16 protein-coding genes are annotated in these 17,048 nt (G+C 38.6%); 1 reads left to right on the top strand and 15 read right to left on the bottom strand.

Going from position 1 to position 17,048, the window contains the following annotated elements; translation table 11 throughout:
- Positions 1 to 123 precede the first annotated feature (123 nt).
- From JFU24_RS20680 to JFU24_RS20665, 4 genes are all read right to left on the bottom strand, one after another.
- Complete coding sequence (locus JFU24_RS20680) at positions 124 to 549, bottom strand: cytidine deaminase (protein ID WP_201186751.1); 426 nt, start codon at positions 547 to 549, stop codon at positions 124 to 126.
- A 264-nt stretch (positions 550 to 813) separates the two neighbouring features.
- Positions 814 to 2,142, bottom strand: a complete 1,329-nt coding sequence (locus JFU24_RS20675; protein ID WP_201188056.1) for an amidohydrolase family protein — start codon at positions 2,140 to 2,142, stop codon at positions 814 to 816.
- A 638-nt stretch (positions 2,143 to 2,780) separates the two neighbouring features.
- Complete coding sequence (locus JFU24_RS20670; RefSeq protein WP_201186753.1) at positions 2,781 to 3,233, bottom strand: GNAT family N-acetyltransferase; 453 nt, start codon at positions 3,231 to 3,233, stop codon at positions 2,781 to 2,783.
- A gap of 603 nt (positions 3,234 to 3,836) precedes the next feature.
- Positions 3,837 to 4,109, bottom strand: a complete 273-nt coding sequence (locus tag JFU24_RS20665; protein WP_201250376.1) for a hypothetical protein — start codon at positions 4,107 to 4,109, stop codon at positions 3,837 to 3,839.
- Between the two features lie 139 nt (positions 4,110 to 4,248).
- Between JFU24_RS20665 and JFU24_RS20660 the strand changes: the two genes are divergently transcribed.
- Positions 4,249 to 4,887 (top strand): hypothetical protein, encoded by a 639-nt coding sequence (locus JFU24_RS20660; RefSeq protein WP_201250375.1) that lies wholly within the window; start codon positions 4,249 to 4,251, stop codon positions 4,885 to 4,887.
- Positions 4,888 to 5,089: 202 nt separating this feature from the next.
- Here JFU24_RS20660 and JFU24_RS20655 read toward each other — a convergent pair whose 3' ends face one another.
- The 11 genes from JFU24_RS20655 to JFU24_RS20605 form a co-directional block, all read right to left on the bottom strand.
- Positions 5,090 to 5,389: a hypothetical protein gene (locus JFU24_RS20655; RefSeq protein ID WP_207196189.1), complete on the bottom strand. Its 300-nt coding sequence runs from the start codon at positions 5,387 to 5,389 to the stop codon at positions 5,090 to 5,092.
- 109 nt (positions 5,390 to 5,498) lie between these two features.
- Positions 5,499 to 6,383: a DMT family transporter gene (locus JFU24_RS20650; protein WP_201250374.1), complete on the bottom strand. Its 885-nt coding sequence runs from the start codon at positions 6,381 to 6,383 to the stop codon at positions 5,499 to 5,501.
- Positions 6,384 to 6,982: 599 nt separating this feature from the next.
- Positions 6,983 to 7,813, bottom strand: coding sequence for an STAS domain-containing protein (locus JFU24_RS20645; RefSeq protein WP_201186759.1), 831 nt, complete (start codon positions 7,811 to 7,813; stop codon positions 6,983 to 6,985).
- A gap of 183 nt (positions 7,814 to 7,996) precedes the next feature.
- The gene (locus JFU24_RS20640; protein ID WP_207196191.1) at positions 7,997 to 9,979 is read right to left on the bottom strand and encodes a hydantoinase B/oxoprolinase family protein; all 1,983 of its coding nucleotides are present in this window, start codon (positions 9,977 to 9,979) and stop codon (positions 7,997 to 7,999) included.
- Between the two features lie 16 nt (positions 9,980 to 9,995).
- On the bottom strand, positions 9,996 to 12,035 hold the full coding sequence (locus JFU24_RS20635) for a hydantoinase/oxoprolinase family protein (protein ID WP_201250373.1): 2,040 nt from the start codon (positions 12,033 to 12,035) through the stop codon (positions 9,996 to 9,998).
- A gap of 534 nt (positions 12,036 to 12,569) precedes the next feature.
- On the bottom strand, positions 12,570 to 12,743 hold the full coding sequence (locus tag JFU24_RS20630) for a hypothetical protein (protein WP_157444338.1): 174 nt from the start codon (positions 12,741 to 12,743) through the stop codon (positions 12,570 to 12,572).
- Positions 12,744 to 12,829: 86 nt separating this feature from the next.
- Positions 12,830 to 13,381, bottom strand: coding sequence for a 6-phospho-3-hexuloisomerase (gene hxlB / locus JFU24_RS20625; RefSeq protein WP_201186765.1), 552 nt, complete (start codon positions 13,379 to 13,381; stop codon positions 12,830 to 12,832).
- Entirely contained in the window at positions 13,378 to 14,010 is a 633-nt protein-coding gene (hxlA, locus tag JFU24_RS20620; RefSeq protein WP_201186768.1) for a 3-hexulose-6-phosphate synthase, read from the bottom strand. The genes hxlB and hxlA overlap by 4 nt, the downstream gene beginning before the upstream one ends.
- Positions 14,007 to 15,296, bottom strand: a complete 1,290-nt coding sequence (locus JFU24_RS20615; RefSeq protein ID WP_201186770.1) for an MFS transporter — start codon at positions 15,294 to 15,296, stop codon at positions 14,007 to 14,009. The genes hxlA and JFU24_RS20615 overlap by 4 nt, the downstream gene beginning before the upstream one ends.
- On the bottom strand, positions 15,293 to 16,249 hold the full coding sequence (locus tag JFU24_RS20610; RefSeq protein WP_201222969.1) for a sugar kinase: 957 nt from the start codon (positions 16,247 to 16,249) through the stop codon (positions 15,293 to 15,295). Before JFU24_RS20610 ends, JFU24_RS20615 begins: the two co-directional genes overlap by 4 nt.
- Entirely contained in the window at positions 16,236 to 17,009 is a 774-nt protein-coding gene (locus JFU24_RS20605; RefSeq protein WP_201250372.1) for a sugar phosphate isomerase/epimerase family protein, read from the bottom strand. The genes JFU24_RS20610 and JFU24_RS20605 overlap by 14 nt, the downstream gene beginning before the upstream one ends.
- Positions 17,010 to 17,048: the final 39 nt, after the last annotated feature.

Here is a 17,048-nt window from a genome sequence, read left to right as displayed (position 1 = left end):
CTGGATACGAATTTCTAACCATATTGCATTGTATATAACCACCGCAGTACTAGTCTATCAACAATGAGGTTATTTTATTATCCTCGTTGAAAGAACCATTACCCTATTAGAGGGAATATGTGTTTATTTATCATTCCATTTTTCTTTGTATTCTTCGTAAGCTGCTGTCCAGTGATACGGTTGTACTTCTGATAATGTTTTAAAAGTTAGGTCTCGTCCGGGTAAAGTAACAGCTACTTTAACTGTTGGCCCCCAATAAAATAGTCTTTCTTGGCAAATTCCACAGGGAGAAAGCACTTTAAACTCTGACTTCTCATCATCACGAACTACACATATCGAATGCGTAATTTTTTTATTCAATTTATGCGCCTCTAAAATAGCTCCTGTTTCTATACACAGATTTGTCGAATCGTTTATTATATCAGGAGCGACACTTGTGAGTATTGAACCGTCTTCTAAAGCCATTGCTGCTGCTCCGCCCCAACCTTCGGGGTATCTTTTTTCTATTAAGTTAGTAACTGCATCAAATAATTTTTGCTCGGTATTCAAGTCATTACCTCCTTTGTCATTAGTTAAATTCTAACAACCAATCTATTCTAGGTATAGTTTTTTAAAAGCGAAACTGCCCCTTTAGTTGCATTTGAAAAGAGGCTGCCTCAGCAACCTCCTTTACCGAAATAAAGCAACCGTTTGTTCATTTTGATCAGTTTAAGTTCGTTAAAATCTTACTTCCCTTCCAATATGGTATCAGATATCCGGTAAATAAAACTTTTAATAAACTGAACATCATGGTAATTACAGGTTTTTTTTATTTTATCGTGAAAGGGTACCCTGCAATCGATTCACTTCGGCAATTACTTTTTCTTCATCAATCGTTAAGCTGCAGCCGTCTTTTACAACCATCTTACCATCAATGTATACATCACATACATCATTTCCGCGTGCCGCATAAAGCAAATGCGAATATGCTTCACTAAGCGGTTGTAGATGCTCTTTATTATAAGGATAAATAGAAATGAAATCTGCTTTTTTATCTACTTCCAAAGAACCCGTATGGCCCATGCCAATCGCTTCGGCTCCCATTCTTGTTGCCATGGCCAGTGCCGTTTGAGCAGGGAATTTGGTGGCATCTTTATAAATGCCTTTTTGAAGCAATGCAGCCGTTCTCATTTCCTCGAACATATCGAAGTTGTTATTGGAAGCTACGCCATCTGTTGCAACCCCCACTTTAATCCCGGCATCCAAAAGACTGACAATATCTGCAATCCCAGATCCCAGCTTCAAATTACTAATTGGATTATGGGCAACCCTTACATCATGCTGTTTTAATATCGCTCGCTCTTCATCGTTGAGAACCACTCCATGGGCCATCACGGTTGGTTGATCGAAGAGACCTAAACGGCGAAGGTGCTCGACAGGACGAAATCCGTATCGCTTTTCAATGTCCAGAATCTCAAAATCCGTTTCCGAAACGTGAATGTGCACCATCAAATCATTCTCTTTAGCAATCCGTGCACTCTCAACAATCGCCTCAGGCGTACAAGCATACGGGCTATGTGGCGCGACCATGGTAGTCAGGCGGCCATCGGCAAACGTTTTATAGTTTTTAGAAAACTGCTCAGCCCCCGCGAGATTCGCCTTTTGTTCTTTTTCCGTACCTAAGCTAAAAATCGTGTAGGAAAAGGCTCCGCGCATTCCTGTTTCGCCTATCGTCTCCATAACAGCACCCGCATCTATTCCATTAGGATTAAACATATCCGAAAATGTAGTTGTTCCTGATTTTAACATTTCCAAAATGCCAAGCTGAGTACTTACAGAGGCGATTTCTGTTGTAAACTGGCTCTCAATCGGCCATATTTTCGTTTCCAACCAGGGCTTCAGCAACATGTCGTCTCCGATCCCTCGTAAAAGGGTCATCACAATATGCGAATGAGCATTCACAAGGCCTGGCATAATCCATTTTCCGCCAAGGTTGACCACTTGATCTGCATCTGCCAATTGCTCTTCAGAATGCGGTCCGATGTAGGATATGAGTTGATCTTGCACAATCATCATGCCGTTTTCAAAGATTTGATTTTCCTTGTCCATAGTAAAAAAGGTACCGTTAATAAAAATCGTCTTCATTTGTATTTCCTCCAAAATTATTACGTATCATTAGAAAAACTTGTTTCTATTCAGCTTTATTAAAAAGCTACTTTGATAATCCTCTGTATGCCTTCCAAGCTATGATTTGCCAAGTCTATTGCAGATAACATTAGCAAATGTTCTTTTCTACCACACTTATTATTCTCTCCATATAATTAGTAAACGACAGATAACTGTCTATACGAATATCCTCACCCATATAGTTATAATTACTACTTATTCTACAATTAAATATTTTCTAGGCTGTGACCTTTCCACAATTGATATCTGCCACATCATCCGGATCCATCAGATTCTTCGTCTGTTCTAGAGTAAAAATTCTGTTCCAAAATTCGCTAAGATGTACTTTTACGAACGGTTTAGAAACTCACTTGAAACTTCCAAATCCACATGGAACTTTCAAAAAAAACACTTCAAACAACAAAAAAAGCTATCACAATGACAGCTCCGATTTTAAAGTAAAGCATCCGTTAGTTCAAGAACAATATGTTTTTTCCATAAATACCCTTCAAATAAAAACTTTCTTCAAGTTGCCGTAGGCTGCGATAACTTCATTTGCGACCTCTATTAAATTGATTTTAACAAAGAGTAAACGTTCGTACCTTCTTTATTGAAAAATTGTCCCATTAGTTGAATTAAAGCTTCATTTTTAGACCCTCATGAGTCGCTTTAAATCCTAAACGTTCATAAAAATGCAGCGCTTCTTCTCGCTTTTTATCAGTTGTTAGCTGAATAATATGACAGCCACGCTCTTTTGCACGCTCGATTGCCCATAGGATTAATTGGGTTCCTATCCCTTTTCCCCGTTCTGTAGATGCCGTTCGAACCCCTTCAATAGTAGCTCTCCAACCACCTTGATGTGTAATATATGGAGTAAAAGTAATCTGTTGAACACCAACAATTTCTTCACCAAGGCACGCAACAATCAATTCATTATTCAGGTCTGAATCAATTGATTCAAATGCTTTTAGATAGCTTTCAGGAAGAGGATTTTCGTAACGTTCTCTCGTCCTCCCCAATTCATCATCCGCAAGCATTTGTACAATTTCATTTAGGTCTTTTGCTGTGGCCATTCTAAATTTAACCATACTACCCCTCCAAGATTTAAGATAAGGTACTTTAGTACCAATCATCATACCTAACGATTAGATAATGATGAAATTTTAATAAATTATTTACATTGATGACTTTTCCTTAATCAACTATACATACTTTACATACTGCCAATGCTAGAACCAAAACTTCATTCCCAATAAGAAAGTACCGAAATTAGAGTACTTGTACCTTATTGGGAATGTGTGCTTAACCGTAAGAAGCATACTAAGCACAGCTGTAGAAGTGAGGATAGGTCGATTGGAAATTAGAACTTTGAGTTGGTGTTTATACTAAGATTAATCATCAAGTATATATAATTACATGATTTTTTTATAAATGAAAAGGTTAATTAAACTAATTTTACGATTTGATTAACCTTTTATAGTACTATCATTTCTGTGAAGTTTTACTCAATAGTAAATAGAATAAATATTGCAGGTATAACCTTAATAAGAAGAATATCCAGTACACCAAAAATGGTATAAAAAAGTGATATTGCTACTTTACTTTCATCTTATAAAACCCCTTTCTATTAAAGGAAGTTTCCAATTTAGACTTTTAAAATTAGTTTCGGCATTCGATGTTATACACTGTTCCTATCTTGCTTTGTCCATTTTCGTATATAGTTTAAATATTATACTTAAAGTCGCAAATAGCATGAGAGTATTTAGTACAAGTAAACCTAATTTAATCTGTGTGTGTTTAAAAATCTTATACTGAAATATTTGTAGAATATTTGTGACCTCTCCATCACCTTTATAGATTATCCAATTCAAAGGTATCCCGTATCCATTGCCGATTTGTGGTAACACGAATGCTGCAACAATAGTCACAGCCAAACTAATTAAGAACAATTTCTTGTAAAACATTTTTTACCACCTATTGTATTTAATTACATATTTTGTTTATTTTTCGAAATTATGTTAATATTATTATAGTTTCATACTATCATATTTTATTAGTGGGTAATAAAAGTTTTCAAGCATCATATGTGTTTTTACTTTATTTATGCTCGGGATAGCTAATCCTATTCAAACTTTCGCAGAATCATCATCTACTCAACAGGACATTAATGCTGAAATCAACCAATTAGAAAAAACTTATGGTTTCGAAACAGTTGACTTGAATGATTCAACAGAAACTATTAATCCAACAGAATTAGAGTTTGATACAACAGAAGAATTTGAAGAATTCGTAAAAGGTCTTCAAGAAGAAGATGAAGTTGAAGTTAATGAAGAAATTTTAATTTCTGAAGATGAAGAATACACCGGTAGAATGCAAACTTTTGCTACTACAAAGAATGGCTCAAAACTTCTCAGTTGGTGGGCACCAATTCAAAACGGGAAAATTATACTAGGTTCATACAAGAATATTCGAATTAAATATAAATATAAATATAAATTGGTTAATAAAAAACCTCAGTTTGTATCAGTTTCTGAATACGATTCTTACTTGACTGGTATTAATTTAGAAGTTGACTGGTTACATAAAGATGGGAAGAAATCCTTCAGTAAAAAGAACAGTACAAAAGATACTGCTAACATAACTGTTGAAGACATATATGTGCTAGGTGTTATAGTTGCCGGACACCCTATTGGATTTAAATGGAATGGTTCATGGAAACGCTCTTTAACATTAAAGAAATAAAAGTGATTAGATGTTCAATAATATGAATGTAGAGGTTTATCAGTCTGTATCACTGATAAACCCTTTTTAATTAGCATCATAAACTTCGCAATCTTCGCCACTACCAAGCCTTATTATTAATCTTTATCCATTTACCAGCCCTGTAGCTCTCAATAAGAAAAAGGCTGCCGCAGCAACCTTCATTATTGAAGTAAAGCACCAGTTAGCGAAATAAGGGAGCAATCGTTATCATTAACATTGAAAAGCAAATTAAGAAAATACTTATTTTATTTGAGAGTTTTTCTTTTCCTTTACCTTTATAAAACCCTGAAAATTGAAGACGATTTCTATAGAATACAAAAAGTATAATTAAGATTGCTACACCAACAAACCATCCACCAGTAGTATTATCTACGTTTATTTCCATACCCGCATAGATTAAGTTAACTAAAGCTCCCATTAAACTTCCAAGAATAAAAATGATAGCTACGATGCGAAGTAATTCTAAGATTACCCTAAACATAATTCATCTCCTTATTCAAAAGTTATACCTGCTTTTGCAACTCACTATAATGACTGTGTGGTGACTATCTTCAATTGCACTCTAATCATACAGTGTCTGCCCTACTCTTCTACATAACCTTGTTTTCGGATTCTGTAAGGGTTTTAGGAGCCTTAAGTACATAAAACAATCCGCTGAAAATTAATAAAATTCCAAGGCATTGAAGCAAATCTGGATGAAATCCAGTAATCAAGATATCTAAAAGTATAGCAACAAACGGGTCTACAAAAATCATAAAAGAGACTATGTTTGTAGGCAGGTGACGAATACTATTAAAAAACAAAAGGTACACAACTCCTGTATGAACGATACCAGTGAAAATGGCATAAAACCACTCCGCTGAATGTAGGACTGTGTAGGTTGAAAAATCAATAAACGGAACTAGTAATAGAATACCTATAAACATTTGAAGAGAAGTGGTGGCATACACACTTGTCTTTGTAATGCTCTTTCCTAAAATCATTGTTGCTGCATAGAAAAGGGCCGCAAGCACTCCATATATAATTCCTTCCCATTCAGGAGATGATGACCGGAACCCATCTGTTCCCATAATAAATAATGTTCCAATGAAACATAGAAAGATTGCTACGATAGAGAACAATGTCAATTTCTCTCTAAAGATGAAGCTCCCTATAATAAGAACAATCATAGGAGCTAAATGATAAAGTGAAATAGCAATCGTCACGGATATCAATTCAAACGATTTAAAGAGGAATATCCAGTTTAATAAGTTGGTTCCCCCACAGAGAATGATCAAAGGTGTCTCTTTGAAATTCCATATCTCTTTCTTATAATTCCCTGTCATTACCCAAGCAGTACATAAGAATACTGCAGCACAAATGCAACGAACAAAAACCAGTTCCATTGCCGGAAGGCCTGTGAGTTCAGAGAAAAAACCGACAGTTCCAAATATGGTCATAGCCAAAGAGAGTTGGAATAGTGCATTTCTATTCATTTTTAATTTTCCTTTCTTCATTTCAATAGTAAGCTGGTCATACTATCTTTCTCAGGCATGCCATCGCGCGTGACAATATTGGCCCACATTTGTTCTAGAATTACTAATCTATCCAGGTTATTGCGAGGCAAGACTGTCACAATATCATCTTCCATACCTTTCATTAATTATTTAGCCTAGGCGGGTTCTATCAATAATTTCCTACAAAGTGCCGAGGCTTTTTGTTCTAAATCCAGTCATTCGGTTATGTATATTATATCTGGGGCTTAATTCTAAAATAGAATTAAGTGTTGGCCCATTTTTATTGTATTTAACAATTCTCATTATATACTCTTGAAGTAGGTTAACGGATGTAGTTTCTCCTTTATCAACTAAAGCTGCCAACTGAACAATGGTTAATTTTCACAGCTTGGATTTGCTCAGTACCCAAACTGTTCCCTTCCTTGCAGTACACAGTGCAATACATTATGTGTTATACCTCCTTCCTATTTATATCTAATTACTTCAGTTCGACAAAAGCAATAAAGAACCTCCCTTTATATTCCATATTACCTACAAAAAAAAGTCACCACTACATGGCGACCTTTAACTGTTACGATTTAACTCACAACCATATAATCCCTTAAGGCCTGCTGTAGCGTCCCCTTTATCTCTGCTTTATTATCGAAACAAAGCCCTGCACGAATCATTTTTGTAACAATTTCTGGGCGTAATCCAGTAATCACAGCTTTACACCCCATCATCGAGGTCCCATCGAGAATCTTCATTAATTGATTAATGATCTCAACCTCCATTTCAAGAATACCAGATAAATCCAGGATCAAGATTTGAATCTTCAGTTTACCTATTTCCATCAATACCTTTTCCTCGATTATACGCATACGCGATTCATCGATCGATCCAATTAACGGAAGAACGCAGGTAGAGGGAGTGATTGGAATGATAGGAACAGATAGATTTTCTACCAAGTTTTGCTGAGCTAGAATCAATTTGTCTTTATAATCAGAATAACTGATAAAAAAAGATTTAAGGAAAACATCAACCTTTTCGTTCACTTTTTTCTCTAAATCGAAAAAGACTTTCGAATCGTTAAACACATCTTTTAATTTCTCAAATTCATAAAGAAAATTCCACAGCGTTCTTCGGATAGCTTGGATCCATTCCAATTTGAACGAGAGAGTTAAGGAATAAGTTGCCCAGACTACTCCTTCTTTTTCGGCAAAGGCAATCATATCATCCTCATTCTGCTCCACGATATAACGGATCAGCCTATGTGCATTATTCAAAAGGTCTACATTTCCAATCAACAAGATTTCTTCAATTTTCTCTCTGACATTAACTGCTTCCGACAAAAGCTGTTCCTCAACTTCACTTTTGTTTTGCACAAGGAATTCCATTATTTTATCTTCCTCATTTAAAGAAAAACTCACTATTCTCCACTCCCTTTTTGGCACATTTCCCCTGTGATTTTTGTTACTAATACATTCTCTATTGGCGAAGTTTTATCCTTCTTAAATAGAAAGTTCCCCTTAAAGCTAAAAAAAGGTTCCGAATCTAATCGGAACCTCTCATTTACAAGTCATAATAATTTTTCTTAGCTTGGTAGTGTCAGCTTATTTCCAATAAGCTAGTGTACGGGTTTTCATAGATTCACGGAATTGTTTTGTTGATTCTGGCAGTACTTTATTAGTTGCATAATCTATGATGACTCCATGTTGACGAATGACATCCAGGTTATCCAGCTCACCATTCGCGAATTTCTCTTCAACAACTTGAACGTTCTCTTCAAGCCATTGTTTACGATTGTTTCTTATATATGATCTAGCTAGATCTGTTGCTTCATAATCTATTTCAAACAAATCCAGATCTTTATCGATTTCATTAATAACCACACCGTAATCTTTTTTGGCTCTCTCGATTGAAACATACTCATCAATAACATCTTCCATAACATCTTCTGGACTTCTTTCAAGCGGGTCCCCTAAACCACCGCCCCCTGCTGATGGGCGTACAAAGGAATCCCCTTGTTGCACTTTTACATTTGAAAAAATCGCCCCTAAATATTGTTCGTTCTCCTTGCCCGGATTAAGCCATGCTCCATGTGGAGAAGAAGGCAGTCCTCCAAAAATACCCCATGTTATCGAACGAGAACGGTCACAGCAATAGGACATTACCGTGTTTTTGACATTTGTGAGAGTTCCGCCTTTTTCTACACCGCACCCGCCGCGGTATTTCCCAGGACCAGCTGAATCTGTAATAATTTCATGTTTCATCGTAACAACAGGTGACAATCTTTCTTGACCTTCACAAGGCTGAACGCTGAGTCCCAAACCGAATGTTGGTGAAGTGGCGTTCACACCGTCTCGATCGGAACGGCCTCCATGCCCGCCAGCCATCCAGTCATACCACATAAAATATTTATCTTGTTCCTGACGTTGGTCCCACCCGCCGATCAGTAAATACTCGAGGTTAAACGAGCAAGCAATGGCTCTCTCTGGCATAATGTTAGACCAAAGTTCAAAACAAGCACTCATGATTTTTTCATATGCCCCTGAACAAAATCCTGTTACAGCCACCGGTGCAGGAGCATTGACGACTGAGTTTTCAGGCAGTTCAACCTTTACCACTCTATAAAAACCAGAATTCAAAGGAATCTCAGGGAAAAATGTCTTGGTACCTGAATACGTAGCCGATAATGAAGCCCCGAAACCTGCATTTAAAAAGCAGCCAATATAAGAGTGGGAACCAGAAAGATCATAAAGAATTTCATCATCTGTGATGGTCATCTTCACCTTAATCGGGATTAATCCATCTCCTACTTCAGGATCCATATCAATATAATCAACGGTCTCCCATGTACCGTTTGGCAAAGCCGCAACCTTGGCTCTTGCTAACCGTTCTACATAATTCTGCACTTCGGCAAAAGCGGACAAAGTTGTATCGATTCCATACTTTTCGATGATAGCAAACAGCTGACGCTCGCCTACTTTCGCGGCTTCCACTTGAGCTCGCAGGTCCCCTACCCGTTCTTCTGGAACGCGCATGTTCGAAACGAGAACATTAACCACATCTTTTAAAAACGTTCCTTTACTATAAATTCTAAGAGGTGGAATTCTTACACCCTCACCGAAATGTTCTTTGGCGTTAATATCAAAGGATCCTGGTGTTGATCCTCCCATGTCTGCCCAGTGACCATTTGTTTGCATGAACGCAATAAGCTTTTCACCATGAAAGACAGGCAATAGCACCCGAGTGTCATTGAAATGAGTACCACCACGATACGGATCATTGACTAAGAAAACGTCTCCAGGGTGGATATCACCTTCGAAGTCTTCCAGTACCGCTTTTGCAGTAAGATGCAGTGTTCCAACATGGACGGAAATATCCTGTGTTCCTTGCATAACTGTATTTCCTTCTGCATCACAAAGAGCACAGCTGAAGTCTCGGTTATAAATAACAAAGGAGTAGCATGTCCGAAGAATCTGCTCAGCCATCTGATCTACAAGGTTAACGAAGCCATTTTTTATCACTTCAAATGTCACGGGATCTAACCCGGTTCCAACTCCAGATTGGTCAATTAACTGTTTATTCGACAATAGAATCCACCTCTTTTTATTTATTTAGTGAAAGAATTAAGTTCCTATATTTATCAACTTTGGCCGTGAAGTTTGGAGGAATAACAGTCGTTGTATCGAGCTGATCTACTATGGCTGGCCCTTGAATTTCAGAGAAAGCCGGAATTAGTTCTCGGTTATACACGTTTGTATTTACATAACCTTCTTCTTCAAAATAAACATCACGCGTTTCTTTCCAAGCATCCTCAAGCGTGCCACCAGGTTCATAGGTAGGAAATTCAGGTTTTGGCACAGTTCCAATAGCCGTAACGAGCAGCCCGTATATTTCCACAGTTTGTTCTTTATCAGAGAAAGAAAATTCCCGTTCATGTTCTTGATGGAAACGGTTCAGAGTCTCTTCTAATGAAGAGATTGGACAGTCAACTTCTATTGCCAATGAACGCCATTGCCCCATATACCTCATGTCAATATATCGCATCAAGGTAGAAGCATCTTTAGAAACTCCTTCTTCTTGCAATAATTCCTCGGCCTCTTTTTCCATTCCAACAAACTCTTTCTCTAAATCCTCTAACGACACATCCTTAACATTCTTAACATATGTTTTGGAGATATCATGACGAACGTCAACAAGCAGGCATCCCATTGCCGCGGCAACACCTGGGTGTGGAGGAATGATAACAGTTGGGATTTCCATTTCCTTTGCTAGGTATGCTCCATGTAAAGGACCAGCCCCACCAAAAGCTACAAGTGCAAAATCACGTGGATCATATCCGCGTCTTACTGAAATTAACCGTAGCGCATCACACATATTGGCATTGGCCACCCGTGTAATGGCATTCGCCGCCTCTTCAATTGTATAATTGAACTTCTTAGCGATTTTATCCACAACTTCCATCGCTTTTTCTTTATCCAATTCCATTTGTCCGTCTAATAGTTTTGTGCCAAGGCGTCCTAATACTATATTTGCATCTGAATTAGTCGGTTCTACTCCGCCTCTGCTATAGCAAGCAGGTCCAGGAACAGCCCCTGCACTTTGAGGTCCGTTTCGTAAAGAACCACCTTCATCTACCCAGGCTAAGCTGCCGCCGCCTGCACCTATCGTCAGAATTTCGATGCTTGGAAATCCAATCGGATATCCATACTCTATGTACCAATCTTTTGTAATCCGTAAATCACCTTCATGCATCAAGGAAATATCGGTACTCGTTCCTCCCATATCCAGCCCAATCGCATTATTAAACCCGCATAGTTGAGCAATATGTTTACTAGCGATGGCACCTGCAGCAATACCGGAGCTAGCCAATCTTGCAGCATAACGTGGAACAGTTTGTGACGTCATTACTCCGCCACCAGAATGAAGAACTAAAATATCATCTTTATATCCTCTTTTATTCATTTCTCCTTCTAGCGTTTTGATATAGTTACTTACAGTCGGTCCTAAAACCGCGTTGACAATCGTCGTACTCATGCGCTCATGTTCAAAAATTTCAGGGAGGACTTCACTCGAAATGCATATGTAGACATCCGACAGTTCCTCTTGAATGATTTGTTTCACTTTAGCTTCGTTGCTTCCATTCACATACGAGTTAATGAAGCAAACTGCGATGGACTCAGTACCGCGTTTCTTTAATTTCCTAGCCAGTAACCGTACTTCCTCTTCATTGATTTCTGTCAGAACGTTCCCTGAATAGTCGGTGCGTTCTTCCACTTCAAAACGGTCTCTTCTTTGAATATACGGTTTGGCTACATCATCATATGTATCCCATAACTCGAGTTTGGTTCCACGGCGAATTTCTGAAACATCTCGGAACCCTTTAGAGGTGATCAATGCTGTCTTTGGCAATTTTCTTTCAATCAAGGCATTGGTACCCACTGTCGTACCATGGGAAAACACTTTAATATTTTCACAATCTATTTCCGCTTTTGCGATTCCATCTAATATACCAATCTCAGGATTTAATGGAGTAGACGATGTTTTGGTTATTGAAATTTCCTTCGTACTTTCATCAAAAACAAAAACATCCGTAAATGTTCCACCTACATCTATTGCGAGTCTAGTTTGCTTCGTACCTATCATATAATTCCCACCCCTGCTTCAAGATTTAAAATACTTTATACCATTTGAACATTGCTTTCTGCTTATCTCCTCCGGTGGATCTTTACATGTTTTAATGGAACTGTTTAAAAAATAGATATCGAATGGAGGTCAATCAGCAGTTGAATTTTATCGACTTAGGAAGAAACAGTAAAAAAGTGAATGATAAAATAAAAAAAACCAGTTATATCAATAAGAAATAATTGATATAACTGGTTTTGATCTAAGGTTAGCTTCGTTGCTAAACGAAGTCTATTAGATTTGACAGTTATTTTTCATATTCATCTTTTCATCTAAGTCAATTTTGAGACATTGAATACAATGTAGATCAGATAACTTCGGCAATCTACCTGTATACACTATTACTATATACATTATATCACTTCAATTCCTAATAAAGTCAAGTTAATTTTTAGAATATTGAAATAACTATCCATTCTGGATTTCGGAGGATTCCATACAAAGAAGAACAAAATTAAGTAAGCATAACTATATAGCTATGCTTACTTACAATCATTATTTATTAGGTGTTTCTTTTTCATCATCATCATCCATATTAGTGAGATATGCTTCTTGAATTCCATTCATCCCGTTCATAAGTTGTTCTGTTGTATATTCAAGACTTCCGACTTTACTACTCTGCTTATTTTTATTATTCTGTTCGACCTTTTTAGAATCTGAATTATCCAAGTTTTTCACCTCCAATGTTTAGGATGTCTAAACATGGAAGAAGTATGTATGATGGCTGGCCCTCAATGAAGGGGCTAGCCTTCACTCTACTCTACATTACTATGCTTGGAATAAGTTAATTCATGGCTTATAGACTGGCTTAATGAATAATTTAGGCATACTGCATCACACAAAACATGTACACACTGATCAAACAATGAACTTAAAGGCTGGACACTTTTCGTTTCATGGTTTAAACGATTTTTCGTTGCAGCCGGAATCACCAGAACCTCATTAGAAACATTCGCTAAATCCGATTGATTATTCGTAGTAATGGAAATCACCTTGCATCCGATGTCTCTACCTTTTGCAGCAACGGAAATCACACTATTCGTAGAACCACTCCCGCTAATGGCTATGATTAGATCTCCTTTCGCAAGAGAAGGTGTAATCGTTTCCCCGACTACAAAAACGTTTAAGCCAAGATGCATCAATCGCATCGCAAAGGCTTTAGCCATAAACCCCGATCGTCCTTCACCTACAATAAAAACTCTAGTAGCAGGCTGTAGCTGCTGCAGGAGCAATTCCGTTGCTCCTACATCCATTTTGTTAAAAACACCGTTCACTTCTTCTAAAATAATCGAGATTTCCTTTTTCAAGCTTCATTCACACCTTTCACCATATTTATCGTTTCCTTAAACAGACGAGCAGCTTCTGCTGGATCTTTTGCTTTTGTAATCGCCGAGCCAATAATAATAACATCTGGACCCTGCCTGATCATTTCTGGCAAGGTTGCAAGTGTAATCCCCCCTGCTACTGCTCTTATTAATCCAGCCTGCTTTCTCATTTTGGCAACGGCATGATCAGCGATCTCCTGGCTATCCTTACTTACATGCTCACAAAACACTGCCTGATTGTATATCTGTAATTGTTCAAACCGGGAATCAGGTACATTCAATAAATCTATCATGATCTGACCTTTGTATTCACGCGCTTTTTCCAGGCATTTTTGTATGGTTACATCGGGTGCAGCTCCCATCACCGTAGCAACATCTGCACCCTCCTCAAAACATAAATCCATTTCGTAAGCCGCATTGTCCATCGTCTTCATGTCTGCAACGATTTTTTTATCCGGAAATTGATTTTTCATTTTTTTAATACTAGTCGTTCCAAACTCTTTAATAAGAGAAGTTCCTACTTCTATCCAATCAATAGAGGATTCCACGGTTCGAGCCATTTCAATGGCTTCCTTCATGTTCATGCGGTCCAGTGCTAGCTGAATGATCATGACGAAACTACCTCACTTTGCTCGACTGATGCAACTACTGGCTTTTTAACCGTCAATGTGAGCAGAGCTGAAATTAATAAGGAACCGGCCATAAAAATATAGGATGCTCCTGGCCCTCCAGTTAAGCCGTTCAAATATCCAACAAAATAGGCACCTACAAATGAACCAAGCGCCCCCATACTATTAATTAGGGCCATTGCTCCTCCAGCCACATTCCGCGGAAGAATTTCAGGAATGATGGCAAAGAAAGGGCCATAAGGGGCATACATAGCACCGCCAGCAATGACCAACAGAGCATATGAAAGCCAGAAATTCGATGTACCGATCATGAAGGATCCGAAAAATGCGACCGCCCCTACAAGCAGCGATGTCCAAACAAACGTTTTTCGATTTAATGTTTTATCTGAAAAATAGGATAATGTCAGCATCGAAATAACAGCTAACAAGTAAGGCCCGGATGATAACCAGCCCGTTGCTACAATATCCATATGGGATGCCTTTTTAATAATAGATGGCAGCCACATAACAAACCCATATACTCCAATGCTCCACGTAAAGTATTGGATGCTGAGTACGATGACCTGCTTTGATTTAAAAGCTTCACGATAATCTTTTACAGGCTTTAATGCAGCCTGTTCTTCTTGAAGGACAGACTCCATATTTTTCTTTTCTTGATCCGTAAGCCATTTAGCATCTTTTGGACGGTCATTAACAAGCTTATACCAGATAAACGCCCACAGGACAGCCGGAAGTCCTTCAATTATGAACAGCCATCTCCAGTCAAATGCCTTCAATAAATAACCGGAAAGTATCGACATCCATAATACAGTAACTGGATTTCCTAAAATCAAAAAGGTATTGGCACGAGAGCGTTCTTCTTTTAAAAACCAGTGGCTTAAGAAAACGAGCATCGCAGGCATAACAGCGCTTTCAACTACTCCCAGCATGAAGCGAATGGGATATAACCACTCCACACTTGTCGCCATTCCCGTTAATGTGGCTAGTCCTCCCCAGAGAATCAAACTCCAGAAAATAAGTTTCTTTGCACTTTTCTTTTCCGCGTAATGTGCGCCAGGAACTTGGAAAAAGAAATAACCAAGGAAAAATAAGGCGGCCAGAAAGGAAGATACTCCTGCTGTAATATTGAGGTCTTCCCCCATCCCTCCTGCTACACCAAATCCATAGTTGGCACGGTCGAGATAGGCGAGACTGTATGTGATGAACACCAAAGGGATTAATCTCATCCACCTTTTCCTCGAAGCTACCTGTAATTGAGCAGATTTCATGATTGAAGCACTCCTTTTTTCATAAAGTGTTCTAGCTCTACCATATTAGGAAACCCCTCATGATCTCCAGAAGACATCACGGCTTTTGCTCCTATCGCATTTCCTCGTACAACAGCTTCTTCATATGACAACCCTTCCAATAATGCGCTGATTACCCCGACAGCAAACCCGTCTCCCGCCCCAACTGTATCAACCACTTTCGTGACAGTAAAACCGGGCACCTGTTTCCTTTCATTTTCTGTAGCAAGATAGGCTCCTTCTTCCCCCAGTTTAATCACCACAAGCTTAACCCCTCGTTCTAGATAATAACTGGCGATATCCTCTTTATTGCCATATCCTGTTAGAATTTCTCCCTCCTGAATTCCGGGAAGCAGCCAATCCGCCTTTTCTGCAAACTGATTGACGACGTTAATCATCTCCCTCTCATTCGACCAGAGGGTAGGACGAAGATTTGGATCGAATGATATGGTTACATCCTTTTGTTTCAGATGATTCAACACTTGCCACGACAAATCTCTGAAACTACCTGAAATGGCAGGCGGTATCCCTGTTAAATGCAGGTGCTGAGTTAAAGGGAGCTGTTCTAATGGAAAATCCTCTAGGGAAATCTTACTGGCGCTTGAATTCTTCCTAAAGTATTCAACGACCGGATCTCCTTTTTCGACTTTCGATTTCAGCTGGAACCCTGTTGGATTTAGCTCATCCACTAAAATATTCGAGACATCTACTCCTTCAGTTGTGAGCGTTTTCATAATCATTCGCCCGAATGAATCATTTCCGACCTTGCTCATCCATGCAGTCCTGATTCCTAACCTTGACAAGCCAATGGCTACATTGGTTTCCGCCCCCGCCACAGATCGTTTATAACTTAAGCAGTCTTCAAGGCTCCCCGGCTCATCCGCTATGAACATCGCCATTGCCTCTCCCATCGTTAATACTTTAAGCTCGCTCATGGTTAACCCCCTGTTCCATTTTCATATGTGAAATATAGGTTGCTACATTTTCCAAGGTTACTGGGAATTCTATCGCTCTCGGATAGGTACCACTTAACCTTACTAATAACTCATTCACATCAGACTGCAGTGGCAATGAAATCGGCTCAGTTATCCATTCCTCTTTCTCCCTCTTCACCTGTTTCAAATGAACATAGACAACATATCTCCCTAACTCTTGTGCAGCCTTCATTGGAACCTCATCTGTGTACAGCCAGTTGCCCATATCAAAAGTCAATCGAATCGGAATGTCCAACTTCTCAGAACGGTTCAGAAAATGAGCGATTCGATTTAAATTTCCACCTTCAAGCGTTTGGTCGTTTTCGATGGTAATCTTTAATCCACTGTGGCTTTGCATCTCTTCTACTAAAACCTTATTTACTTGAGTCATATCAGTTTCCGTGAAATGATAGTGTCCTAGAGGCAGCTTTAGCAATTCAGCTCCCAGTTCATCCGCTTCCCTAGCCAGTTGCTTAAAACGTTGCTCATCCATTTGATAGTGAGGGCCGATCAGACATTCAGGAGCAGAATAATAAATGTCTAAGTTAAGCTCTCTGCATAAGGCACCTAATTCTTTCAATGAATCATCTGGGCCCAATAGCTCTCTTCTGATTTCGATTCCATCTGCTCCAGCGGCTGAGATTGATTTTATGATTTCAAGGTGCCCGAGTGTTTGAAGTATTTCTAATGGTATTGAATTCATGCATACAAAGACTTTCATATTATTCCTCCTAATGAATGCGTTTTCATCAAAATGGTA

Source organism: Peribacillus sp. TH27 (assembly GCF_016650915.1).
Classification (GTDB): domain Bacteria; phylum Bacillota; class Bacilli; order Bacillales; family DSM-1321; genus Peribacillus; species Peribacillus butanolivorans.
This window is presented reverse-complemented; position numbering and strand designations above follow the sequence as displayed.